Annotated in this window: 26 protein-coding genes; 22 read left to right on the top strand and 4 right to left on the bottom strand. The window is 63.1% G+C overall.

All coding sequences use genetic code 11. The annotated features are described in order from the left end of the window. Positions 1-92 precede the first annotated feature (92 nt). From CY652_RS14000 to CY652_RS13985, 4 genes are all read right to left on the bottom strand, one after another. The gene (locus CY652_RS14000) at positions 93-764 is read right to left on the bottom strand and encodes a thioesterase II family protein (protein ID WP_102131300.1); all 672 of its coding nucleotides are present in this window, start codon (positions 762-764) and stop codon (positions 93-95) included. A 1-nt stretch (position 765) separates the two neighbouring features. After that, complete coding sequence (locus CY652_RS13995; RefSeq protein ID WP_102131299.1) at positions 766-1719, bottom strand: SDR family NAD(P)-dependent oxidoreductase; 954 nt, start codon at positions 1717-1719, stop codon at positions 766-768. A 187-nt stretch (positions 1720-1906) separates the two neighbouring features. Continuing rightward, positions 1907-2887: an aldo/keto reductase gene (locus tag CY652_RS13990; protein WP_102131298.1), complete on the bottom strand. Its 981-nt coding sequence runs from the start codon at positions 2885-2887 to the stop codon at positions 1907-1909. A 1-nt stretch (position 2888) separates the two neighbouring features. Beyond that, a complete protein-coding gene (locus CY652_RS13985; RefSeq protein WP_102131297.1) occupies positions 2889-3638 on the bottom strand; it encodes an AvrD family protein in 750 nt (249 codons plus the stop codon). A 205-nt stretch (positions 3639-3843) separates the two neighbouring features. On the opposite strand from CY652_RS13985, the gene CY652_RS13980 reads away from it, so the two are divergent. The 22 genes from CY652_RS13980 (at position 3844) to CY652_RS13885 (ending at position 23821) form a co-directional block, all read left to right on the top strand. After that, entirely contained in the window at positions 3844-4848 is a 1005-nt protein-coding gene (locus CY652_RS13980; protein ID WP_102131296.1) for an AraC family transcriptional regulator, read from the top strand. A 214-nt stretch (positions 4849-5062) separates the two neighbouring features. Then, positions 5063-5227 carry a hypothetical protein gene (locus CY652_RS24470; RefSeq protein WP_180970594.1) on the top strand — a complete coding sequence of 55 codons (165 nt, stop codon included), beginning with the start codon at positions 5063-5065 and terminating at the stop codon, positions 5225-5227. Between the two features lie 665 nt (positions 5228-5892). Beyond that, positions 5893-6459 (top strand): hypothetical protein, encoded by a 567-nt coding sequence (locus tag CY652_RS13975; protein ID WP_146010108.1) that lies wholly within the window; start codon positions 5893-5895, stop codon positions 6457-6459. 90 nt (positions 6460-6549) lie between these two features. After that, the gene (locus CY652_RS13970; RefSeq protein ID WP_102131294.1) at positions 6550-6804 is read left to right on the top strand and encodes a helix-turn-helix transcriptional regulator; all 255 of its coding nucleotides are present in this window, start codon (positions 6550-6552) and stop codon (positions 6802-6804) included. Next, the gene (locus CY652_RS13965) at positions 6791-7114 is read left to right on the top strand and encodes a hypothetical protein (RefSeq protein ID WP_102131293.1); all 324 of its coding nucleotides are present in this window, start codon (positions 6791-6793) and stop codon (positions 7112-7114) included. Before CY652_RS13970 ends, CY652_RS13965 begins: the two co-directional genes overlap by 14 nt. A 578-nt stretch (positions 7115-7692) precedes the next feature. Continuing rightward, positions 7693-8547 carry a ParA family protein gene (locus CY652_RS13960; protein ID WP_102131292.1) on the top strand — a complete coding sequence of 285 codons (855 nt, stop codon included), beginning with the start codon at positions 7693-7695 and terminating at the stop codon, positions 8545-8547. Beyond that, positions 8540-9118: a hypothetical protein gene (locus CY652_RS13955; protein ID WP_102131291.1), complete on the top strand. Its 579-nt coding sequence runs from the start codon at positions 8540-8542 to the stop codon at positions 9116-9118. Before CY652_RS13960 ends, CY652_RS13955 begins: the two co-directional genes overlap by 8 nt. After that, a complete protein-coding gene (locus tag CY652_RS13950; RefSeq protein ID WP_102131290.1) occupies positions 9115-9765 on the top strand; it encodes a lytic transglycosylase domain-containing protein in 651 nt (216 codons plus the stop codon). Before CY652_RS13955 ends, CY652_RS13950 begins: the two co-directional genes overlap by 4 nt. 36 nt (positions 9766-9801) lie before the next feature. Continuing rightward, positions 9802-10122: a TrbC/VirB2 family protein gene (locus tag CY652_RS13945; RefSeq protein ID WP_102131289.1), complete on the top strand. Its 321-nt coding sequence runs from the start codon at positions 9802-9804 to the stop codon at positions 10120-10122. Positions 10123-10140: 18 nt separating this feature from the next. Further along, a complete protein-coding gene (locus CY652_RS13940) occupies positions 10141-10461 on the top strand; it encodes a type IV secretion system protein VirB3 (RefSeq protein ID WP_102131396.1) in 321 nt (106 codons plus the stop codon). A gap of 1 nt (position 10462) precedes the next feature. After that, positions 10463-12964, top strand: coding sequence for a VirB4 family type IV secretion/conjugal transfer ATPase (locus tag CY652_RS13935; protein WP_102131288.1), 2502 nt, complete (start codon positions 10463-10465; stop codon positions 12962-12964). After that, the gene (locus CY652_RS13930; protein WP_102131287.1) at positions 12961-14118 is read left to right on the top strand and encodes a type IV secretion system protein; all 1158 of its coding nucleotides are present in this window, start codon (positions 12961-12963) and stop codon (positions 14116-14118) included. Before CY652_RS13935 ends, CY652_RS13930 begins: the two co-directional genes overlap by 4 nt. An 11-nt stretch (positions 14119-14129) precedes the next feature. Then, positions 14130-14822 (top strand): type IV secretion system protein, encoded by a 693-nt coding sequence (locus CY652_RS13925; RefSeq protein WP_374703663.1) that lies wholly within the window; start codon positions 14130-14132, stop codon positions 14820-14822. A 10-nt stretch (positions 14823-14832) separates the two neighbouring features. Further along, the gene (locus CY652_RS24465; RefSeq protein ID WP_180970592.1) at positions 14833-14997 is read left to right on the top strand and encodes a hypothetical protein; all 165 of its coding nucleotides are present in this window, start codon (positions 14833-14835) and stop codon (positions 14995-14997) included. Then, entirely contained in the window at positions 14987-15703 is a 717-nt protein-coding gene (locus CY652_RS13920) for a virB8 family protein (protein WP_102131395.1), read from the top strand. The genes CY652_RS24465 and CY652_RS13920 overlap by 11 nt, the downstream gene beginning before the upstream one ends. Next, on the top strand, positions 15700-16536 hold the full coding sequence (gene virB9 / locus CY652_RS13915; protein ID WP_102131285.1) for a P-type conjugative transfer protein VirB9: 837 nt from the start codon (positions 15700-15702) through the stop codon (positions 16534-16536). The genes CY652_RS13920 and virB9 overlap by 4 nt, the downstream gene beginning before the upstream one ends. Continuing rightward, the gene (gene virB10, locus CY652_RS13910) at positions 16529-17743 is read left to right on the top strand and encodes a type IV secretion system protein VirB10 (RefSeq protein ID WP_102131284.1); all 1215 of its coding nucleotides are present in this window, start codon (positions 16529-16531) and stop codon (positions 17741-17743) included. Before virB9 ends, virB10 begins: the two co-directional genes overlap by 8 nt. Beyond that, complete coding sequence (gene virB11, locus CY652_RS13905) at positions 17740-18888, top strand: P-type DNA transfer ATPase VirB11 (protein WP_102131283.1); 1149 nt, start codon at positions 17740-17742, stop codon at positions 18886-18888. Before virB10 ends, virB11 begins: the two co-directional genes overlap by 4 nt. Beyond that, the gene (locus tag CY652_RS13900) at positions 18885-19745 is read left to right on the top strand and encodes a DNA adenine methylase (protein WP_258002318.1); all 861 of its coding nucleotides are present in this window, start codon (positions 18885-18887) and stop codon (positions 19743-19745) included. Before virB11 ends, CY652_RS13900 begins: the two co-directional genes overlap by 4 nt. After that, positions 19738-20124, top strand: a complete 387-nt coding sequence (locus CY652_RS13895) for a hypothetical protein (protein ID WP_102131393.1) — start codon at positions 19738-19740, stop codon at positions 20122-20124. Before CY652_RS13900 ends, CY652_RS13895 begins: the two co-directional genes overlap by 8 nt. Next, positions 20121-21917 carry a type IV secretory system conjugative DNA transfer family protein gene (locus CY652_RS13890; protein WP_102131282.1) on the top strand — a complete coding sequence of 599 codons (1797 nt, stop codon included), beginning with the start codon at positions 20121-20123 and terminating at the stop codon, positions 21915-21917. Before CY652_RS13895 ends, CY652_RS13890 begins: the two co-directional genes overlap by 4 nt. After that, complete coding sequence (locus tag CY652_RS13885) at positions 21914-23821, top strand: PriCT-2 domain-containing protein (RefSeq protein ID WP_102131281.1); 1908 nt, start codon at positions 21914-21916, stop codon at positions 23819-23821. Before CY652_RS13890 ends, CY652_RS13885 begins: the two co-directional genes overlap by 4 nt. The last annotated feature ends 14 nt before the right edge of the window (positions 23822-23835 follow it).

Here is a 23835-nt window from a genome sequence, read left to right as displayed (position 1 = left end):
GATTGGTTGCACAGACACGGATACTGGGCAGAGAGGCGGAGTGTGCTGCTTCACGGTGTTGGTCACGGGAGGCCGCGCAGATGCGTTGGCCCTCATGACAGGGACTGGCTGATGGCGTCGCTGATCAGTCGGTTCTGGCCCGAGAAGAAAAAGTGGCCGCCTGGAAAGTTGAAAATACGGAACGTTCGCGAAGCGACGTTTTGCCCTAAAAGCATCGACTCGTGCGAAGCAATCACGTCGTCACTTCCTGCGAGACACGTCAGAGGACAGGAAGGCGAGGCCTGATCAAATCGATAGGCAAGAATCGCGCGAAGATGCTGCGCGAGTCTCGTGTCGTGTGCATACGCTGGCGTACCGTCTGGAATGCCGCCGCGGGCAATGAGCATCCTGGCCAGATCGGAACAGTTTCTGGACCGCGTGAGCTCCTGAAATGTCGGGCTGGCGGGAAACGCACAACCGGAAATGAACAGATGCTCGATGCGTGCGTCCTGTTGCAGTCGGCGCGCCAGTTCATACGCAACGAGGCCCCCCATGCTGTGTCCGAACAACACTACGCCGGAGGTTATCGGCTGTAGCAGCGAATACACGTGGTCTGAAAGGTGCGCGATGGCACGATCGGCTGCGACGCCGTGCTCAGTGAGTGGTGGATAGTCAATGCGAAAGACGTCACCTTCAGTAGACAAGCGCTTTCCGAGCGCGCGGAAAGAATTGGCAGTGCCACCGGCGTACGGCAGGATGACAAAACTCCGGCGACAATCTGGCATGTCACGCGAATGCGTTTATTCCGGTCAATTCCGCCGAAACATGCCAGAGCCGGTATGCTTCAGCGGGATCCACCGCATAGTGACAAACCCCTACGAAAGTCCCCGCTTCGGACGCAATCGCGGCAACCTCGCAGTCTTCGCAGTAGACTCCGCCCCGATCGGCGAGCAGTGGCGATGTGGCGGCCCATAACTGCGTCGCGGCACCCTGCTCGGGCGACTTGAAGGTCGGATCTGCAGGTTTGCCGCTTTCGTCGAGCCAGCCTGCTGCGACCATCTCTTCCTGGGCCAGGTGACGCTGAAGCGGGGTAAAGATCTTGCCGGGGTGCAGCGAGAACGCACGCACGTCTTTGCTTCTGCCAAAAAAATCGAGCTGCAACGCGAATAGTGCGTTGGCCGTCTTGCTCTGGCCGTATGCCTGCCACTTGTCGTAGCCGTTATGGAAATGCAGGTCATGCCACCGGATGCGAGAGGCATGATGTCCAGCCGAGGATACGACTACCACTCTTGCCCCGGGGCTGAGAGCCGACCAGAGGCGGTTGACCAGCGCATAGTGGCCGAGGTGATTCGTTGTAAATTGCGATTCCCAGCCGGGGCCGACTCGATGCAACGGAGTGGCCATGATTCCTGCGGAAGCCACCACGATGTCGATGGATGTGCCGGTCGACAGAAAGCCATCCGCAAAGCGGTGCACGCTCGCAAGATCGGAAAGGTCGAGTTCCCCGATCTCGACGCGGTCGAGCCCGGCGAGCTGGTGTCGGGCCTCCTCAATGCGCCGCGCAGTCACGACAACCCGGGCTCCGGCCTCTACCAGTGCCCGGGTTGTGGCGAGTCCGAGACCCGAGTAGCCGCCGGTCACGAGTGCAATCTTGCCCGAAAGATCTTGGCCGCGAAGGATGTCCTCTGCCGTTGACGATGCGCCGAACGGCGATCCGACTGCCCGTTGGACATTGCTCAATTAACGCTCCTTGAAGTGGAAAACATGCGTATAGCGTACTTCCGATGTGGCCGCTGCGACATGTTCACGACGCTCGAAAACATGCGGGATAATCCTGTTCGGGACTGGCTGGCGGTATTGCGAACCGGCTGTGTCCCGCTCATCCCACCGCCCCACGCCTGTATGGGAGTCGGGATCGGGCCTTGAGTCAGCGATATTCGGGCGCTTCGTGTGGTACGTAGTGCATTTCGAGCCGCTTGATTTCCTCCGGATCCAGCCTGATCTCCGTCGCAGCGGCCGCCTCTTCAAGATGGGAGATGCTGGTTGCGCCGACAATCGGAGCCGTAATGCCCGGTCTGTTCAATAGCCAGGCAAGCGCGACTTGCGCCGCAGGGAGGCTCCGGTCCTGAGCGACAGACTTCAGCGCCGAAATGATTTTCTGGTCGCTTTGCGGCGCAGAATTGTAAAGCCAGCCTTGCACCATGTCGTCATTGGCGCGCTGCGTTTTCGGCCCGTCGATATTCGCGAGCTTGCCGCGCGCCAGGGGGCTCCAAGGCGTCACGCCGATCCCTTCGGCGAGGCAAAACGGCAACATCTCACGTTCCTGCTCGCGATTGATCAGGTTGTAGTGCGACTGCATGCTGACGAAGCGGGTGAGGCCGAAATGGTCAGCGATGTACTGCGCTTTCACGAACTGCCAGGTATGCATCGAAGAGGCTCCAATGTAACGGACCTTGCCCATACGGATCAGATCATGCAGAGCGCTCAGTGTTTCCTCAATTGGCGTCTGATAGTCCCATCGATGAATGACGTACAGGTCGATATGGTCCGTTTCCAGTCGGGCCAGGCTCTGGTCGATCTCGTGAAAGATGGCTCGCCTTGACAGACCGCCCGACAGGGGAGTGTCGTCCATTTTCTCGAAAACCTTGGTCGACAGCACGAAGTCGTGGCGCCGACCGGTGCGTTTCAGTGCCTTGCCCACAATCTGTTCGCTGGTGCCCAGCGAGTAGATGTTGGCTGTATCGAGGAACGTGATGCCGTGATCGATGGCACAGGCGATCAAGTTGTCCGATTCCGTCGCCGAGAGTGTCCACGGATGGGTGCCGAGGCGGGGGTCGCCAAAGCTCATGCATCCGAGGCCGATCCTCGACACCCGCAGTCCGGACGATCCGACGCGAGCGTGATCCATGTCAGCGACCCTCGCCGTTCTTTTTGGCCAGATTGTCCCAGGAGGTTTCCTGTTCATCAACAGGGATGTCGAGGCTTGCCACGTACATGGCAGTCATCCAGGCGTGGCCGGCGAGATGGGTGCCATACGCGCTCTCGATGCCGCCCGCGCGCGCTGAACGAAGCGGATGGACGGACAGGATCGAATCAGCAATTCCGGGGGCGGGCAGCTGGATGTCGGTGATAACCTGATTTCTGATTTTGGTGCATTCCAAATAATAGCTATTTGTTTGGTCGACTGCTTCGTGAAATTTCGTTCTATTTTTCAAATGGAAATTATTTTCAAGAGCGAATGAGATTCGCATGGAGCCGATGTCGGCACCAAATCTGTGCGTCGAATCGCAGGTATTCTCAAAATGCATCACTGCGATAACAGAATCAAGGTTTTCTATCGGTTTCTGACCCGCCTTTATCGACACTCCGGAAATCCAGAAGTGCTCAATAGATAAATTCGACAAGGACAGGATTCGTTCGGCCATGCTGACTGCTATCAGCAGAGCGTCAATTGTGCTGAGGTGTGGTGGAAGCTTTGTCTGCGTCTCTTTTCGCGACCAGTCGTCGGGGTAGCGAAGGCGGACAAGGCGGCCCGTCCCCTGCGGGCTGGCGCTTGTTTCCTCCCACTCGTAATCGACCCGCTTAAACCCGGAGCCAAAAAAACGATTTGCAGATGGTCCGAGGAAATCTTCGATCGACGCGTTAACGAGCTCGCTCATGAGTACCTCGCCTGGTTAATGACCGACGTGCGTCCGGGTACAATGCCGGATTACGAAATTGGATGCGTTTTAGATCGGAGACTGCAGTTAATTCGTGAAAGAGGAGCGAAAGAAATTTCAAAAATCAAAATCACAATACCTGTTTACCAGTACGGAAAACATGTTTTAAAATCCTGTTTACTTTCTCGATCGTCCGGGGGCAGTCGTGGATGTACTATCAGAAACGCTTTCGATGCTTCACCCTCGGAGCACGCTGTCGGCCGGTTTGCAGGGAGGTGGAGAGTGGGGGCTGCGGTTCCCTGCGCATGAGGGCGTTAAGTTCAACGCTGTCATCAGGGGCGCGTGCTGGCTGCTCGTCGATGGTGTGGCCAGTCCTGTGCGTCTTGAGGCAGGCGACTGTTTTCTGCTGACCAAGGGAAGGTCCTTTGTATTGACGACGAACCTGAATCTGGAGCCGGTGGATTCGCAGCCGGCGTACGATCGGGCGGTTGATGGAATTGCGCGATGCAACGCAGGCGATGATTTCTTCCTGATCGGAGGGCGCTTTACGTTCGAGGACAGCGGCATATTGCCGTTCACCGATACGTTGCCACCCGTGGTGCATGTTCAGTGCAATACGGAGCAGGCATCCGTTCTGCGGTGGGCCCTGCTGCAACTTGCATCGGAGCTGAAGCTCGGCTATCCGGGCGGTGCGCTCATGGCGAAGAACCTGGCGCACATGATGTTTGTGCAGATCCTTCGGCTCTTTCTGAATGGCCTTGAGCAAAGGGGGGTCGGCTGGCTGTACGCCGTGACGGACAGCAAGTTGCGCGCAGTCATTTCGGCGATCCAGCGTCTGCCTGCTCATCGCTGGACGGTGCCCGAGCTTTCATCGGTTGCGGGGATGTCTCGATCGGTCTTCGCGCAACGCTTCAAGGAAGTGGTGGGCGTTTCTCCTATCGAGTACGTGACGCGCTGGCGGATGCTGATTGCAGTGGAACGACTGCGCAATTCGCGGCAAACAATCGCGACGATTGCTTTTTCTCTCGGTTACGAATCTGAAAGTGCATTCAGCTCTGCGTTCAAGCGAGTGATGGACTGTTCTCCCAAGCATTTCCAGAAGCGGACCTCGACGTCTTTGGGCCGTAGCTCGCCCCCGCGATCGGGCGTACCAGAGACGAACTCCAGTGCAGAATCGAGGCATTGGGATGAGCGATCGGAAATTCCGTAACGTCCCGGCGAATGTCTTCGTGGACGAGCCTGCAGCGTCCTCAGTCAGGCAGGGGTCACTGACGGGCGGGAGCGATCGGGGCGATTGAGCGGACTGCAGAAACTGAACCTGACGCGGGGACAGTTGATCGACAGTCTGCCCGCGTATTACGGCCGGACCCGCAAGTGGGTGCAGGCAGTGTTCGATCGGCGGCCTCATGCACAGGGCATTGCCTATGGGTCCCGACGGCATGATGCCGCACGCATGCATCATGCTGTTCCACCAGCGCTTGCCGGCTGCTGTGCCGTTTGTGATCATCGACGATCAGCCGCTTGCGACTTCGCCCTATCGCCGGGCAGTGCTGTCGCTGGTTGAGCGTCTCGGCATCGCGATAAGTTGACGGGGTGCACGCGGATCCTACAGGCTGACTTGGCCGGCACCCTCCTCAATAGTGGTGTCGCCTGCCTGATTGTGCAGATCCGTGGCGATCCCTGCGGCTTCATTTTCGCGCACGCGAAAATCTCTCATTTTTCTTATTCCGCTTTGCTACTCGCTGTCGGGGTTGGACTGCACATACGGAAGCGCGCAGACCAGGTGCTGCTCCGACTACTGTCACGCTTTTCTTCGAGGCTGGCGAAATCATTGATGTCCACGACATGGTCGTGGTACAGACCTTCTCGATCGGCGATTGCAGACATCGGATAGTGGAGAGATACGCAGTGTCCTGATTCATGTGGTGTGCACGCGAATAAAGCATCTATCGCGCGCGACAGATTCCGGGCAGCGGGATCGGCTTCTTTCAGGATGCTTGAACGGTCGCGTATGGTGGTTGACACGGAAAGGTCGCCGGCCTATATGTGTATATTTAATTCATACCAATTGTCATGCGGGGATGGATAGTGATTTTGCATCACAGCCATTTCATATCAACATGACACGTCGAGTATTACCACGGGGTACATGCGGATCTTTCCCTGGTCGTTGTCCTGCATCGGGCTACAAGCCGGGAGCGGGCCGACCGGGAAGTCCGTGCAACGCTGCACGGCAGATCATGAGAGATGTATCGTGGAAGACGTCAACAACCAGAATGAGTCCTGGGCCATCCTGAACGCTACACCGGAGCCCACATCTGATAGCGGATTGCAGCTTCGCGCACGACAGGCGGAGAGTGAGGTACGCAGACTCTCTGAGCAACTGAAGGTACGCGAGCAGCAGATCGTTCACCTTCGTAACACCCTGATCGATACTGCATCGCTTTATCAGGCGGTCAAGGAAAAGCTCGAGCGGGAACTGGAGTCGAGAAACGTCGGCCTGGACGCGATGACATCACATGCCGTCCCGGCTTCCTCAGTATCCCAGACTGAGGTAGTCGTTACGTTGCCGTATCTGACGCGTGAACTCCGGGTGCTCATCGAGGCAATGAATACTTACTACGCCGATTTTGACGAGCGGCATCCGCCGAAGTCGACTGAAGTGGCGCGCGCGATCGACCGCAGGCTCAACTACCGCGAGCAGCCCGGGCATGAGCCCTCGCGTACCGGGCAGACCTATGCTGCCGCCATCCGGCCGGAGAAACTCCGCGAGACGGACCGGCGGCACCACCATGACCGGAATCCTGACGGTACTTCCTGACGGTACGTCTGACGGAGTGGCGGGTTTGCCTGCCGGGATTCCCTTTGCTTGAATTCCTGCTGTATCGGGTGAGGTACGGCAGGAGGGGACATGGAAGAGTGGCAGAGAAGCGGGGAGGCAATCCTGCGGCGGGGTGAGGTGGAACGGGAAACCGGCCTGTCCCGATCCAGCATCTACAAGCGCATGCGCGTGGGGCGGTTTCCGCGGCCTGTGTCGCTGGGTGGACGCATCGTTGGATGGCGACTCAAGGATATCAGGGCCTTTCTGGCCGATCCCGCCAGGTACCGCGCGGAGAAGGTGGTGGGTGACCCCGGCCAGGAAGAAGACGGCCATGCCGACAAGTGATCGCACGCAGGCACTCGAGGCACGACTGTGGAACTGGGGGAATGCTGGCCGTGGCCCCTACGACCCTGCCGATGCCCTGATCGTCACGCAGGCATGGGAGCGATTGTTTACGCGGCAGCGGGAGATGCTCAGGATGGTCTACCTGTGGCGCGTACATCGTGAGGTCGTGTGCCGCCGGCTACACATCCCCCGACGCCCGGCGAGTCTGTACGAACTGGAACTGTCCGCTGCGTGTCGTGCGTTGGCCAGGGCGCTGGATATCAAGGGGTCGACGGGCTGCGGCGAGGAAAGCCAGGACGAACGGAAGTAAGGCAATTGCAGAACCGCATGGCGTGTGGAGTCGATTCATGTTTAACCCGTTCAAGATCGAGGGACCAACCTGTTTGGTACAGACGGCGAGGATATTGGATGCCTGTGCGGAGATTGATACATCCCGGTCGACGTCGACCTGAGCCGGCCGGCGGGAGTTTGATCGTGAATTCTGCGTCGCGGTACATGGTCAATCCGGGGACACGCAGCGTGAGGTTAAAAAAAATTTAGGAACACGGTGGACCACGGTGGAACTCGGTGGACGTCAGGTTCTCCGGCAACCGGCCGGACCCTCTTGCATGAGGCTCCGTGGCCGCCTACAGTGAAGTCAACAATCTGATCCGGTCAACGTGCGAAGCACGACCGAGTACGCGTTAGCGGCCCCGCAGTATCGATGTCTGTGCGACGACGTGGTGTGCCGTGACGCAATCGCAAAAGCCTGCATTCGCAGGCTTTTGTGCTTTCTGGTGCTGGTGCAATGATCCCCCGTTGAGCCCGCGGTCAGCCTCCCCGGCGCCGCGGGTTCTTTTTTATCGCAGGTCCATCGATAGCAGCGGGTGTTGCTGAGGACGATGGACCATGAAATCACTGCTGATCGTTTCTGCGAAGGGTGGCACAGGCAGGACCATGCTGACCTGCCAGTTTGCCCATTACCTGCGGCGGGTGTCCCGCAAGCGGGTGCTGGTGCTCGACCTTGCCGAGCCGGCCTGCAGTGCGCATCTGCTTGGCCGGGGCGGTCAGGCTGAGGTCGCGGGCGATGGCCACGCAATGGGCCGGCGACGCCCGGACGCGACGGAACGCACCGGCCGCATTCATGTGCTGTGTGCCGGCGAAGTCCCGGGCCTGGCTTCGTGCGACGACCCGGTCCGGGCGCGCTATTACGCGAATCTGCGTCACCTCTTGGCGATCGCATCGCCGTGGTTCGATGTGTGTCTGATCGATTGTCCGGCACTGCCCGACCTGCGTGCCGTATGCGCAGCGGCACTGGTCGACGCGATGCTCAGTCCGGTGGTGCTGTCGCCCGAGTGCATCGACAGCGTGGCGGAACTGATCAACGGCACATATGGCATCCGCAATATCCGCGCACGGCTCAATCCGCAACTGCGCTTTATCGGACTGCTGCCCGTCATGGTTCAGCCCACGCCCTTGCAGCAGGCACAGGGCAGGCGACTGCAGGCGAGGTTGAGCGGCTGGCTGATCCCGGATCCGCGCGACCGGCACGGCTACCTGCACCTTCCGCAACGTGAGGCGATCGCGCGGGCGCAGGGGCTGGGTGTCTCGGTCAGGCAACTGGTGCGTGGCAATCCGGGCGCGAGCGAGGGCTGGCGCGTATTGCGCGCCTGCTTCGACGTACTGGCCCGGCAGCTCGACTGGACCGAAGGGGATGCTGTGCTGCGGATGGCGACGCCCGGTGCGGAGGTGTGCGATGTGTAGCACGGCCGCCATCGGAATCGCCATGCCGCGCCGGCGGGCATGGCGTGCAGCACGCCGGTGGGCGGTCGTCCTGGCCACCTGGGTCGGTATGTCCGTCATCGCGCCGGGTGTCGCCCACGCGGACGACTGGGGTTGTCAGGTCATCCTGTGCCTGTCGAATCCGGGTGGACCCGAGCAATACGCCGAGTGCGTGCCGCCGATTGAAAAACTGTGGACGGCATTGCGGCACGGCGATCCGTTTCCGACCTGCGATTTCGGTACGGGCGGGTCGCAGGGGACGTCGGCTGTGAACACGTTCGCGAGTGGCGGGTATTGCAGGGAGGATCTGCTGTACTGGGGTGGCCCCGAGCAGAGTGAACTGCTGTGCAATGCGCGCGGCGCTATCGATGTCGAGATCAACGGCACGCTCTATACCCGGGTGTGGTGGGACGCGCAGGGCGTAGACCGGACGATCACGGAGTTTTATGGCGCGGGCAGCACCCAGGTGCCGTATGACCCGACCCAGTCAGCACGCCGCTTCCTCGAGCGTCAGTCCGAAGATGAGGGTGGCGGGCAGGGAGGTGGCGAATGATGTCCCTTGCCGCTTTCCTGCTGCTCGCCCAGCAGTGCGCGCCGGCCGTGGCGCCGGCGACGATGGCCGCCGTGGTGCGGGTCGAGTCCGACTTCAATCCGTACGCAATCGGTGTCGTACACGGTCATCTTGACCGGCAGCCGGTGAGCCTCGACGAAGCCCGCGCCACGGTCCGCGCGCTGGACGCGGCCGGGTGGAACTACAGCGTGGGCCTCGCGCAGGTGAACCGGGCGAACTGGCTGCGTGCCGGCCTGACGCCAGCGACCGCCTTCGATCCGTGCCGGAACCTGGCAGCGGGGGCGGCGATTCTCCAGGGGTGTTTCGAGCAGGCGCCGCGTACGCGGACACAGGTCCAGGACGCACTGCGTGCGGGTCTGTCCTGCTATGCCAGTGGTGATTTCTCGACGGGCTATCGCACAGGCTATGTCCAGCGGGTGGTCGACGAGGCGGAGCCGGTTCAGCCGGTCGTACCCGTGATCGAGCCGGCGGTCCCTCCCATCTCTGTTGTACCGGACAGGTCAGCCAGCACGGCGACGGGCACTGCCCGTTCATCAGGCGCACCCCCACCTCATCCGGATCACGGGACGGACTGGCATCCCGACGGTCCGGACGACGCGACGGCGACCGGAAGCGCGGTCGTTTTCTGAAGCAGTGTTCAGCGAAAAGTGTACCAGGAGCGATTCATGAAATCAGGACTACTAAAAATAAGGCAGAGGATTTTGCGGAGCCTGAGCCTGCGTGCAGGTCTGGCGTTGCTGCCGGCGCTGGCGCTGACCGCAACACCGGCCTATGCGCAGCTCTCGCAGGTCAACACGCTGCTCACGACGATCCAGACCACGCTGCTTGGCGTGGGCGCCATCGTGTGTTCGATCTCGATCATCTGGGCCGGTTTCCGGATGATGTTCCAGCACGCGCGCTTCGGCGATATCGCGAACGTGTTCATCGGCGGCCTGTTTGTTGGCTGCGCCACGGTGATCGCGGCGATGCTGATCCCGACGAGCTGATTCGCAGTGGAGTCCATCATGAATCCGCTCAGGGATCCCGTCTTCAAGGGTTGCACGCGCCCGGCCATGATCTGGGGCGTGCCGCTCGTGCCATTCCTGATGGCCGGCGGCAGCATCCTGATTCCCGCCATCTGGGCACTGCTCGCGAGTCCGCCCGTGGGGGTGGGGATCGTGCTGCTGCTCATCCCTGTCTTCGTCACGATGCGCTCGGTGACGCGTCATGATGACCAGCGCCTGGCGCAGCGTGCGCTGCGGGTGCGTATGGCGCTTCGTCAGCGTAACCGCCGGTTCTGGGGCGCGCATGCGTATATGCCGGTCCGCCTGAAGAGGAGGGGCTGACATGAGCGCGCAGCCGCAACTGATTGCAGCCGCCGAGCGCGAGGTTGTGCTCGCCGACTTCGTGCCGTTCTCTTCCCACGTGACGGATCGCGTGATCCGCACCCGCGACGGGGATTATCTGAGCGTCTGGAAGATCGCGGGCATTGCGTTCGAGGCCGCAGATCCGGGCGATATCCTGGTGCGTCACGAAGGGTTCAACCAGCTCGTGCGCAGCCTGCCGGGCGGTCACGTCGGGCTGTGGTCGCATCGTATCCGCCGGCGCGTGACGGACCATTTCGACACGCCCTACGCGAACCCGTTCTGCCAGGAACTTGCGACGCGCTACTACGCGAGCTTTGCCGGCTACCGGATGATGGCCAACGAGCTCTATCTGAGCGTCGTGTACCGGCCCAGCCGGACGCGGCTCGGGCGTCTGTTCAGCCACGCGGCCCGTCGCACGCCGGACGATATCCGGCGCGACCAGCATGAGGCATTGAAGGCGATGGCGGAAATCGCCGCACAGGTCGAGTCAGGCCTGAAGGCCTGGGATCCGCTGCCGCTCGGCGTGTACACGAAGCCGGTCCGCTATACCCGCCGGCTGGTGCGTTTCTCGGCAGCGCTCGAGTTCCTCGGCTATCTGGTCAATGCGGTGTGGGAGCCTGTGCCGTTGCTGGCCGGCCGGATTGCCGAAGCGTTGCCGACTTCGCGACTCTTCTTCCGTGCGGAGAAAGTCGAGATCCGCATGCCGTCGGCGACTCGATATGCCGCGTTGCTGGATCTGAAAGATTTTCCCGAGGAAACCGAACCGGGCATGCTCAACGGCCTGCTGTACGGTGATTTCGAATATATCGAGACGCAGAGTTTCACGATCCTCGACCGCCCGTCGGCGAAAGAGGCACTCGAGCGTCAGCGCAATCAGCTGATCGCGGGCGAGGACGTGGCGGTGTCGCAGGTCGAGGCGATGAACCGGGCGCTGAACGACCTGATCAACGGCGATTTCGTGCTCGGTGAATATCACTATTCGCTCGCCGTGCTCGGGGACCGGCCCGATGAGGTTGCGCGGCATGTCGCGAAGGCGCGCACGCAGCTCGCCGATGTTGGCTTTCAGACCGCGCTGGTGGATCTCGTGGCGGACGCGGCGTGGTTTGCGCAGTGGCCGGGAAACTGGCGTTACCGGCCGCGCGAGGCGAAGCTGACGTCGCGCAACTTCTGTGGGCTCGCGAGCCTGCATAACTTCTCGACCGGCAAGCGCGACGGCAATCCGTGGGGTGAGGCGATCACGATCGTCAAGACCCCGAGTGGTCAGCCACTGTTCCTGAATTTCCACGCGACACCGGAGAAGAAGGACTCCGGCGACGAGAAGGCGCTCGCCAACACGCAGATCATCGGGCAGGCGGGTGCCGGCAAGACGGTGCTGGAGCTGTTCCTGCTCGCGATGGCGATGAAGTATGGCCTGACCGGCGTCGTCTACGACAAGGATCGTGGCACGGAGATCGCGATTCGTGCGATGGGCGGTCGCTACACGGTCTTTCGCCGCGGTGTGCCGACGGGACTGAATCCCCTGCAGCTTGATCCGGACGCCGCTACCCTGGATTTCTGGGAGCGTCTGGTGCGTCGTCTGGTCGAAGCGGGGATTCCGTTGTCGGCGAAGGACGAGCAGGACGTCTCGCGTGCGGTGCGCGAGGTCGCCCGGATGGAGCGGCCGCTGCGACGCCTGTCGATGGTCCGGCAACTGCTGCCGAACGTGGGGGAGAACAGCCTGCACGCGCGGCTGGCGAAGTGGTGCGCTGGTGGCCGGCTCGGCTGGGTGCTGGACAACCCGTCGGACCTGCTGGATTTCAGCCGGAATCACCTGTTCGGTTTCGATGACACGGAACTGCTCGACGACCCCGAAGTGTCGACGCCGGTCACGATGTACCTGCTGCACCTGACCGAAAGCCTGATTGACGGACGACGCTTCATGTACGTCATGACGGAATTCTGGAAGCGCCTGGGCGATCCGGTCTTTACGGACTTTGCCAGTAACAAGCAGAAGACGATCCGCAAGCAGAACGGCCTGGGCATCTTCGATACGCAGTCGCCGGCCGACGTGCTGCGCAGCGACATCGCGCGTTCACTGGTGGAGCAGACGGCGACATTCTTCTTCCTGCCGAACCCGCGCGCCGATTATGACGATTACGTGCATGGCTTCAAGCTGACCGAGGCCGAATTCAATATCGTCCGTACCCTGGGTGAGAACAGCCGCCTGTTCCTCGTCAAGCAGGGCCATCACTCGGCGATTGGCAGACTGGACCTCGCGGGACTGGGCGACGTGCTCGACGTGCTGTCGGGGACGACGGACAACGTCGAGCTGCTCGACGGGATCCGTGCCGAGGTTGGCGATGATCCGGGAGCGTGGCTACCGGTGTTTCATGAGCGGCTGGCAAAGCGTCGCGCAGGCGGTGGCACGAGCGGCGGCGCGTTGAATGCGCTGCCCCCGCGTACTCCGCGCATTCCTCCTACCTCGGGAAGGGGAGCACGATGAGCGGCCTTTTTTCAGCGGTCGGCGGCACGCTCGAGAACGGCATGTCGACCTATGTGACCAGCGTGTCGTCGGCGCTGTCCAGTGCGCTGGTGCCTGTAGTGACGACGGCGGTGACGATCTGGGTCATCACGTTCGGCTTTGCGGTGGTGCGAGGCGAGGCTCACGAGTCGGTTCCGGCGTTTGCATGGCGCGGCCTGAAGGTCGCCATCATCCTCGCCTTTGCGCTGGGCGCCGGTATCTATCAGTCGCAGGTGGTGACCGCGATCGAGGGCGCAACAACCGGACTCGCCCAGACCATCCAGACGGCGGCCGCGAATGCGGGTGCGGGTAACGCGGGATGCGGCTCGGTGAGTGGCAGCAGCGTGACCGGCTCGAGCGCGGCCGGCATCTATCAGACGCTCGACTGCTATGACAGCCAGATCGATCTCGTGATGGATGCCTACTTCGACAAGGCTACCCACGAGGGCTTCAGCGTAAGCGGCATTGTCGCAGGCATGGGAGACCTGGCCGGTGGACTCGTGGTGGGCTTCGGCGGGGCCATCTTCCTGATCGTCCTCGCCTTTGAGGTGGCCATGGCCAGGATGCTGCTGGAGCTGGTCCTGGGGCTCGGTCCGGCCTTCATTGCCTGCGCCGCATTCAGTCCGACCGCGCGCTTCTTCGAGGCGTGGACCGCGAAGGTTGCCAACTATGCGCTGCTGCAGGTGCTGATCGCCGCGTTTCTCGGCATGGCGCTGACGGCGTTTTCTGCTGACCTTGTCCCGTTCCAGGTCACGACATCGGCGCCTGGCGCGAACGCTTCGACGCTGGCGCAGGCCGGCCAGGCTGCCCTGAGCGCGATTGCGCCATGGGGCGCGGCATTCGGGATGTTCATCACGGCGATCCTGCTGGCCACGATCGGCTGGCAGTTGCCGGCGGTGGCATCCGGCCTGTCAGGTGGGGCGACGATTTCCGGTTTCGGGGCATTTGTGGCTGGCTATGCGGCGCGCCAGGTCATGAAGACTGCCGGTGCACTCGTGCAGCTGGGGCATGGGCCGCGTGGACCGGGCGGAAAGATTACTGGTGGGGCGGCGGGAGGTGACTCGACGCCGGCCTACCAGCGCGCTGCCCGGGAGCACCTGGGCGATCAGGGTAACGGAGGAGGGTCAGCACCATGATCAGGTCACGTATGCAGTGCGGCCTCGCAGTCATTGCGACCGCCGCAATCGCGTGTCTCGGGCCGTGTGCGCATGCGCAGGGCATCCCGGTTTTTGACGCGCAGGATGTCGTGCAGGCGATTGCGACGGTCACGCAACTGGAGAAGGAAGTGCAGCAGGAGCTTCAGTTGTACCAGTCGCTGAGCGGTACGCGCGGGTTCGGTTCGCTGCTCAGCAACCCGGTGGTCTCGAATTCGCTGCCGTCGAACTGGCAGAGCGTCTATACCGCGATCCAGAACGGCGGGTATGCGGGACTGACGGGCAGCGCGCAGACCCTGCGCTCCTCGGTCGAGATGTACAACTGCGAAGACCAGAGCGGGATCGACCAGCAGGTCTGCCAGCGCGCGCTGAACAAGCCGTTCCAGGACAAGGCGTTCGGCACCCAGGCCTATCAGACCGAGCTTCAGGAGCTGAACCAGATCCAGAGCCTGATGCAGCAGATCGATGTGACGCAGGACCAGAAGGGCATCTCGGAGCTGCAGGCCCGCATCCAGACGGAGAGCACGGTGGTCGGTAACGAGATGACGAAGCTGCAGCTCTTCCGGATGCTGTCGGACATCGAGAACCGGCTGGTGGCCGAGCAGCAGCAGGAGCTGGTGCTCAAGCGCGCAGGCAATACCTCACGGCTGCAGGACCAGATGGTTCCCGCAACCTTCGGTAACTGAGGAGCCGATCATGATCCGGTTGATGTCGATGGTGATTGTCATTCAATCAGTATTACTAATTATTGGGTGCTCGGGTAATCCACCGAAGCCGGTGTTGCCGGATGGTCTGCACCGCGTGCCGGTGAATCACGTGCCGCCTGTTCCTCCGTCCGATGGAGCCGGTTATGGGCACTGATCGGGATTACCGCCGGGCGCTCGATTTCGAGGTTTCAGTCACGCACCTGCAGGAGCGGTCCGAGCGTCGGGCATGGCATGTCGCTGCTGCGGCCATTGTCGTTGCCATCCTGTGTGCCATCGCACTGGCCGTGATGGTGCCGTTCTACCGCGTGGTGCCGCTGCCGATCGAGGTGGACCGGCTGACAGGTGCCGCGCAGGTGATCGATGTGCTGGACGCGAAGCACGTGCGCATGCGTGACATCGAGGACAAGCACTGGGTCGAGGTGTACGTGCGCTCGCGCGAGCGCTACGACTGGGGCCTGCTGCAGATGGACTACGACCGCGTGCTCGATATGAGCGACGACCGGGTGGCGCGGGATTACCGCGCGATCTTCAGTGGGCCGGATGCGCTCGACCGGAAGCTCGGGGCGAATACACAGCGGCGCATCCGGATTCTCTCGACAACGCTCGTGCCGGATGAGCCGGGTCACGCCGTCGTGCATATCGAGCAGACGACCTGGAAGAACGGCAACGACGACGCCGAGCCGCCCCAGCGCTTCGTGATCACGCTGGCCTTCACCTACCAGCCGGTCGTGTTCACACGCGAGCGTACGGCTATCGAAAACCCGTTCGGTTTCCGGGTGACGGCATACAGCCGGGATCCCGAATACACGCCCCCGGCTTCGGCCCCCGCATCTGCCCAGGCAGCAGGAGGTGCGCAATGAACGCGAATGTCCTTTTCAGATCGGGCGCGCTTGCCCTGACGCTGGCGGCAGTCTGCGGCGGTGCCCGGGCTTACGACGTGCCCGGATGGTCGGGCGACTCCCGTGTGCGGCAGGTCGTGTACCGGCCGGACGAGGTGGTGCATGTCGTCGCGCAGCGCGGTTTTGCCACGCACATCGCGCTCGATCCGGCCGAGCACATCCTCGTCGTGGCGCCGGGCGATCGCGATGGCTGGCAGGTGGTGGCGAACCGCGATGAGCACGATGTCTACCTGAAACCCCAGCTTGCCGCGCACGACACGAACCTGGAGATCCGCACGGATCGCCACAGCTACAGCTTCGATCTGGTGGTCCTGCCGCTGAAGGCCCGGTTCGGTAACAACGACGAGATGTATCGCATCACGTTCGTCTACCCCGACGAGACTGCGGCGAAGACGAAGGCGGCCGACGATGCGGCCGTCGTGCGCGAGCGTCTCGACCAGCCGCCGGTGGTACGCAATGCCGACTACTCGATGCAGGTGATGCCGCACTCGGAGGATATCGCGCCGACGGCGGCGTGGGATGACGGGCGCTTTACGTACATCCGTATTCCCAACAACCGGCGCATTCCGGCGATTTTCCGCGTGGCCGACGACAACAGCGAGAGCGTCGTCGACCGGCATATGGAAGCCGACGTCATCGTGGTCCACGAGGTCGCGCGGCGGTTCGTGCTGCGTCTGGGCGATGAGGTGGTCGGGGTATGGAACGACGCCTTCGATGTCGACGGCGTGCCGCCCAGCGATGGCACGACGGTGGGCGGAGTGAAGCGTGTCCTGCGGAGTGACGGCCATGAATGAGGAGACGCCGAGCAATACGATCGCACCCGGCACTGATGCTGCACCGGGTCCGCATCCCATAAATGGTGACCCTGGAGCGCCTCCGCCGCCAGATCGCGGCATGCCGGACCTGGGCCAGCAGGGCAGGCGTCCGCGAGCCTGGTGGCTGGCACCGTTGCTGATTGTGATGATCGTGATCGCGGGTGCGGTCTGGACGGTCCACGGGTTCCTGGCCCGGCACGATGCTGCGGAGAAGGCGCGCCGGGATGCCGTGCAGGACCAGCCGCTCCAGGGACGCGTGTTCGGCGAAGGAGCTGTGCCGGCCTCAGCCGCATCGCCTGCCGTCGCGAGTGCGCCAGGCACGGCGAGCGCTGTGGCAGCGTCGGCGCCGGCCGCAGTGGTATCGCGACCGGCTTCGCCACATCCCGTCGCGGCACGCAGCTATTACGACGCGCCACTGGTGGAGACGGGCAACAGCGGTCCGTCTGGCAGCGAGGCAGATGCCGCACTGGCCCCGGCGGGTGCTTCTTCCACGGCGCAGTCGGGCACGACCCTCGTGTCCGGCGGACGGTCGCAGGGCGACAGCCCGCTGGCCCAGGCATTGACGCCGACCGCGACGCCGCGGGTTCGGGCGGGCTTCCTCGGCAACCGGAGCCTTGTTCTCGCTGAGGGCGCGAAGATTGACTGCGCGGGTGACACGGCATTCGACTCGACGCAGGCGGGAATCTCCACCTGCACGGTGACGAAGAACGTCTATTCGGACGATGGCCGGGTGGTGCTGATCGAACGTGGTGCGCAGATCAACAGTGAATACCGCTCGAACCTGGCGCCGGGGCAGACGCGTGTCTTCGTTCTCGCAGCGCGGATCAAGACCCCGGAAGGGGTGACGATCGAGATCGATTCGCCGGCCGCGGATGCGCTGGGCCGCATGGGCATGAGCGGCTATGTCAATAACCATTGGGGCCAGCGTATCGGCGCGGCCATGCTGCTCGGGATCACCCAGGATGCGATCGGTTATCTCGCGACCCGCGGCGGCAACAGCAACGGTTCCGTTGTGTTCGAGAACACGCAGGAGCAGGGCAACGACATGGCCTCGCGCGTGCTCGACAGCACGATCAACATTCCGCCGACGCTGACGCAGAACCAGGGGGCCGAATTCACGATTGTCCTGGCCCGGGACCTGGATTTCAGTTCGGTCTATACGCTCGAGCCGGCGGGTGCGCGATGAACGCGCATGCCCGGAGGGCGGCGATGGTGACGCACGGGGACGTACTGCTTCCCCGGCTCCCCGACGATGCATCGGTGCGCGAACTGATGCGGCCGCTTGCCGGTCTGCTCGACGATGCCGGCGTGACCGAACTCGTGATCAACCGGCCGCAGCGCGTGCTGACCGAAACGCATCTGGGCTGGCACGCGCACGACTGCCTGGAACTCGATTTCGAGCGGCTGATGTCGTTTGCGGTGGCGATCGCAACGCTCACCAGCCAGGAGGTCTCGGCGCTGCATCCGATCCTGTCGGCGCTACTGCCGGGCGATGAGCGCATCCAGATCGTCATTCCGCCGGTAGTGTCGCCCCGTACCGTGTCGATAACGATCCGTCGCCCGTCCTCGCGTGAAAAGACCCTGGAGGTCTACGACAGCGAGGGCCTGTTCCGGCAGACCCTGTGGCAGCGGCCGGTGGGACTCGATGCGGCCATGCCGGCACTGCGCCCGCTGGATCAGGCGCTGGTCAGGGATCTGGAGACACGTCATTTTCCGGCATTCTTCGAGCGCGCAGTACGGGGCCGGCTGAACCTTGCCATCGTCGGCAACACGGGCTCGGGCAAGACGAGCTTCATGAAGACGCTGTGCCGGTACATCCCGGCCACCGACCGGATCGTGACGATCGAGGACGTGCGTGAGCTGTTCATCCATCACATCGAGAACTGCGTTCACCTTCTCTACAGCAAGGGGGGCCACGGTCAGGCCCGGGTGACACCGGCGGATCTCATCGCCAGCACGATGCGCATGCGTCCCGATCGCGTGCTGCTTGCCGAGCTGCGCGGCAGCGAAGCGTATGACTTCCTGAAGCTGCTGACCACGGGTCACTCGGGTTCGATCACGAGCTATCACGCGTCGAATGCGTCGATCGCCATCGAGCGTTTCGCCCTGATGGCGAAGGAGCATCCGGAGGCGGCCACCTGGGATGACGTGGTGCTGCGGCGGCTGCTTTCCATGACGATCGACGTGGTCGCGCACATGGAGGCCACCGCAACGTTCGATGACGCGGGCGAGCAGACCGGTCGCCACTGGGCGATGACGGAAGTCTGGTTTGATCCGGTCCGAAGTGTCATGCGCGGTCCGGGTGATCTTGCACCAGCAGGAGGCCGATGATGAGCAAACCTGTACGGCGCCCGATTATTCGATACCACGGTGGCAAGTGGAAACTGGCGGACTGGGTGGTCAGTCATCTGCCAGCGCACCGGGTCTATGTTGAACCTTTTGGTGGGGCCGGGAGCGTCCTGCTGCGAAAGCCTCGCAGCTATGCGGAGATTTACAACGATCTCGATGCAGAACTGGTGAACCTGTTTCGCGTGGCGCGTGACCAGGGCGAAAGACTGCAACGCGTACTGGAGCTCACCCCGTTCGCGAGAGATGAATTCCGGCTCAGCTACGAGCGCCATGACGATCCGGTGGAGCAGGCCCGGCGCACCGTGACGCGTGCATTCATGGGGTTTGGCACCAATGCCCATAACCGGCAGACCGGGTTCCGCGCGGTGTCAAACAACAGCGGCACCACGCCAGCCCATGACTGGAGCAACTATCCGGCTGCATTCTCGGCGATTGTGCAGCGACTGCAGGGCGTGGTGATCGAGAACCGCGATGCGCTGGAGGTGATGCAGGCCCAGGATGGCCCGGATACGGTGTTTTACGTCGATCCTCCCTACGTGCCGGAGACACGGGATCGTGGATCGGACTATCAGTTTGAAATGACCTCGGCCGACCACGAGACGCTGGCTGTTTTTCTCCATGGGGTAAAGGGAGCAGTGGTTCTCAGCGGTTACGCCTGTGCGCTGTATGACCGGCTCTATGCCGACTGGCGTCAGGTGAGGGCACGGGCCTATGCCGACGGCGGAGCCGTCAGGACGGAAGTGCTCTGGCTGTCTCCAGGTTGCCCGCCGACAGGACTGTTTGACGGGTGGTGGCCGCAGGCGGCTATGGCAGGCAATGGAGCGCACGATGATGAGTGATCGTGCCGCTGCCGGCCATACTCCAGCCTGGCGCTACCTGTACTACGTGGGTGTGACGCTGGCCATCCTCACGGTCCTTGCCGGTACGGGAATGGCTGCGTTATGGCTGGCCTCGTTTTTCCTCTATGCCAGTGCGCGGATCAACCCGTTTCATGCCGGTCTTCATGCATGGCTGGACGCGGCGTTGGCCTGGTACGACGGGCGTCTGCCGAAGGAAGGCCGGCGACTCGCCGGCTCGGCGCTGTTCGGGTTGCTGCTCGCATTCGGTGCGCCGGCGCTCGGTGTTTACACACTCTGGGCGAGTGCCGGGCAGCGACGCCTGTATGGCAGCGCGCGGTTCGCCGACGATGCGGAAATCCGGCGGGCGGGACTGCTATGAGCACGGCGACGACTTCTCGTGCCGATACCGGCGCCCGTAGCGGACCGGCGCTCGTCGTGGGTGTCTGGCGCGGCCGCTATCTGCAGTTTGCCGGCCAGCAGTTCGTGCTGCTCGCAGCGCCGGCGCGCTCCGGCAAGGGCGTGGGTATCGTCGTGCCCAACTTGTTGAGCTACCCCGATTCGGTGGTCGTGCTCGATATCAAGCAGGAGAATTTCAATCTCACGGCGGGCTTCCGGCAGGCGCATGGGCAGGACGTTTATCTGTTCAATCCGTTTGCGGAGGATGGCCGCACACACCGGTACAACCCGTTGTCGGCCATATCGGCGGGGGTGTTCCGCGTCGGCGATATCCTCGCGATCGGCTACGCGCTGTACCCGGTCGGCGGCCACGATGATTTCTGGAAGGACCAGGCGCGCAACCTCTTTCTCGGTATCGTGCTGCTGCTGTGCGAATGGCATGATGCCCGCCGGTCGGGAAACCGGGAGGTGCCCGACTGCCCGGTCACGATGGGCGAGGTGCTGCGCCAGTCGTCGGGCAATGGCATGCCGGTGAAGACCTATCTCCAGCAGGCCGTGCTGCAGCATCGCCGGCTGCTCAGTGGTGCATGCATCGATGCGCTGAACCGCTTTCTCGCCAACGACGACAAGGTGCTGGCGAGCATTCTCGCCACCTTCAATGCCCCGCTCACGATCTGGGCGAACCCGATCGTCGACGCGGCGACGAGCGCCAATGACTTCGACCTGCGCGATGTCCGCAAACGCCGCATGTCTGTCTACGTCGGCATCACGCCGGATCACCTGACGGAAGCCGCGCTCCTCGTGAACCTCGTGTTCTCCCAGCTGGTGAATTTGAACACGAAGGAACTGCCCCAGGACAACCCGGCGCTGAAGGTCCAGTGCCTGTTGCTGATGGACGAACTCACGTCGGTCGGGAAGATCCATATCATCGCGCGCGCAGTGGCTTACATGGCGGGCTATGACTTGCGGCTGCTGTCGATCGTGCAGTCGGCCTCGCAGCTCGAGTCGGTCTATGGCCGTGCCGATGCGAGGACGTTTGTCACGAATCACGCGATGCAGATCATCTATGCGCCGCGCGAGCAGCGCGATGCGAACGAGTATTCGGAGATGCTCGGCACGTTCACGGACCGCTCGCGCAGCGTGAGCCGGTCGAACGCAATTTTCGGCGGGCGTGGCGGATCGAGCGAGAGCTTCTCCGAACAGCGCCGGCCGCTGCTGCTGCCGCAGGAACTGAAGGAACTTGGGCGGGACAAGGAAATCATCCTGCTCGAAAACACGAAGCCGATCCTGGCGGACCGGATCTGCTATTGGCGCGATCCGGTATTCACGTCGCGCCTGACTGCCGCGCCGGCGATTCCGGCAATCGACCTCGTGCGTTTTACTGCCCAGATCGATCGGCGGCTGAGGGATGTGCAGCCCGATGAGGTGGACGAAGCCGGTGTCATGCAGCTTCCGCCGGAGTATCTCGAAGTGCTGCAGGCCTGGGATCCGCGCGACCTGCCGGCACATCTTATGGATATCAGCGATGAAGACGCCGCGGCCTATGTGGAGCGGCACCTGATGCTGGTCGGCGTGCCGGTCGAGCACATCGCCAGGGCGTCGCGCAGGCTGTCGACGTCGGATCTCGACGTGGCGGAACTCCGTCCCGCGGATGCAACACCTCGTCGCAAAAGGCCGCGTGGCGCCGGCGGCACGCGCGCAAAAAGCGGCGGACGTGCATCGTCGCGCGCAACTGGCGGGTCGAACGTCGTGCCGCTTCACGGAGATCGCCGATGAATACCCGGTACCTGAGCGAGGAGGAACGCGCACGCGCGGCGCTGGCCATGATTCCGGCCGAAGACTACGCAACGTGGGTCGATATGGCGTTTGCGCTCAAGCAGGGATTTGGCGAGGCCGGCTTCGACCTCTGGGACGAGTGGAGCCGCACGGCCCACAACTACAGCGAGCGCGCGGCACGTGTGACCTGGCGCTCGGCGGGCGAGTCGGGTGGCAAGACGCTGGCGTCCCTGTTCTGGCTTGCGCAGCAGCACGGTTTTGATGTCCGGGGCTCGCGCCGCGCGATGGACAGCGCGGACCGGCAGCGTATGCCTGTCGCGCGTCCGGCATTTGATCCGGCCCGGCAGGAAGTCCGGGTACAGGCGCGGCACGCGGCCGTGGCGCGTGAGGCGCTGGCCCTCTGGAAGTGGGCCCGGCCGGTCGGCCCCGGGCATCCCTATCTCGAGCGCAAGCAGGTGATGGCCGTGCCCACCCTGCGCGAGCTGGAAGCCGACGAACTGCACACGCTGCTCGGCTATGCGCCGCGCAGCGCCGGTGAGCCGCTCGTGGGACGGGTGCTGGTGGTGCCGGTGCATATCGGCGACACCTTGTCGACCCTGGAGCTGATTGATGCCGAGGGGCGCAAGTCGGCCCTGGCGGGTGGCGCGAAGTCGGGCGGTTGCTGGGTCGTTGCGCCGGGCGAGTCTCTTGATGGCGCGGCGACACCCATCGTGATTGCCGAGGGGGTGGCCACCGCACTGTCGGCGCGGCAGGCCACGGGCTGGTTCGCAGTGGCCGCACTGTCGAGCGGCAACCTGCGGCCGGTGGCTGCGATGTTCCGTAGTCGCCATCCGGAAGCGGAGATGCTCGTGCTCGCGGATATCGGCGCAGGTTACGAGCATGCGGCACAGGCCGCGCTCGATACGTCAGCGCTGCTGGCCGCGCCTCGTTTTGCACACGATGCGCAGCGGGCCGGCGCGACCATCCCGCAGCCGACCGATTTCAACGATATGGCCGTGCTGTCCGGTCTCGATTCTGTAGGTGAGCTTTTACGGGAGTCTGTGTATGGCGTGCCGGTTCCGGTTATCACGACCGGAGAAGCGAGTGCGTCGGCACAGCCTGAAACGTGGTCGGGTGAGGGGCTGAAGGAGGGTGAGGCAATGGGCAACGTGAAAGAGAAGCTGGTGGGTGACGGAGAAAAAGCAGGACGTCGGCGGACGTCCCGTCGCCGGGCAGACAGCCCGGATGCGCCGGCACCCCAGGATAGCCCGGCGGCGACGCCTGCCACCGGGCAGACGGCGCCACCGAAACAGGATGCGCCACCGCCGGATGGGCCAAAACCGGATGCGTCGAGTCCTGAGCCGGCATCGGAGCCAGCATCCGAACGGACATCGGGCGCGCTGGCGCGTCGTCAGGCAGGCGCGCAGCTGTATGGACTCGACGAGGTGCCGGGCGAGATCAAGGCGCTGGCGCAGCACCGGTTCGGCGCGCAGATCCGTATGGCCACGCCTCGCGAGGACGGTGGCCCGTACCGCGGCGAGGTCTTCAATACGGAGCACTACCTGATCCAGGAGGTCTCGACGCGCAGTGTGGTGTTCCATGCAAAGGCGAACATGGAATTCGTTTCGGACCGCCTGCGCTGGCTGGATGAGAACCAGAGACTCAATGGCGCCGAGGTGCAGGTGGGCTATGACGGCGACCGGGCGAAGGTGTACCCGTGGGACCGCGCGCGCGATCTACTCGAGCGTTCGGTGGCGTCGCTCAAGAAGTCCGCACGTGATGTGGGCTTCGGTACGGAACTCGACGCGACGCTCGACCAGTTGAAGTCAGCGTCGTGGACACGGGTGAAAGAGGCACGCGCTGCGGCGCTGGCGCAGACGAAAGAGCGGGCGGGCCGTGAGCAGGGTGACGAGCGGCAGCGTTGACCGGGTGGGGTGCT

Origin of the sequence: Burkholderia sp. WAC0059 (genome assembly GCF_002870125.1) — a bacterium.
Lineage (GTDB): Bacteria > Pseudomonadota > Gammaproteobacteria > Burkholderiales > Burkholderiaceae > Paraburkholderia.
This window is presented reverse-complemented; position numbering and strand designations above follow the sequence as displayed.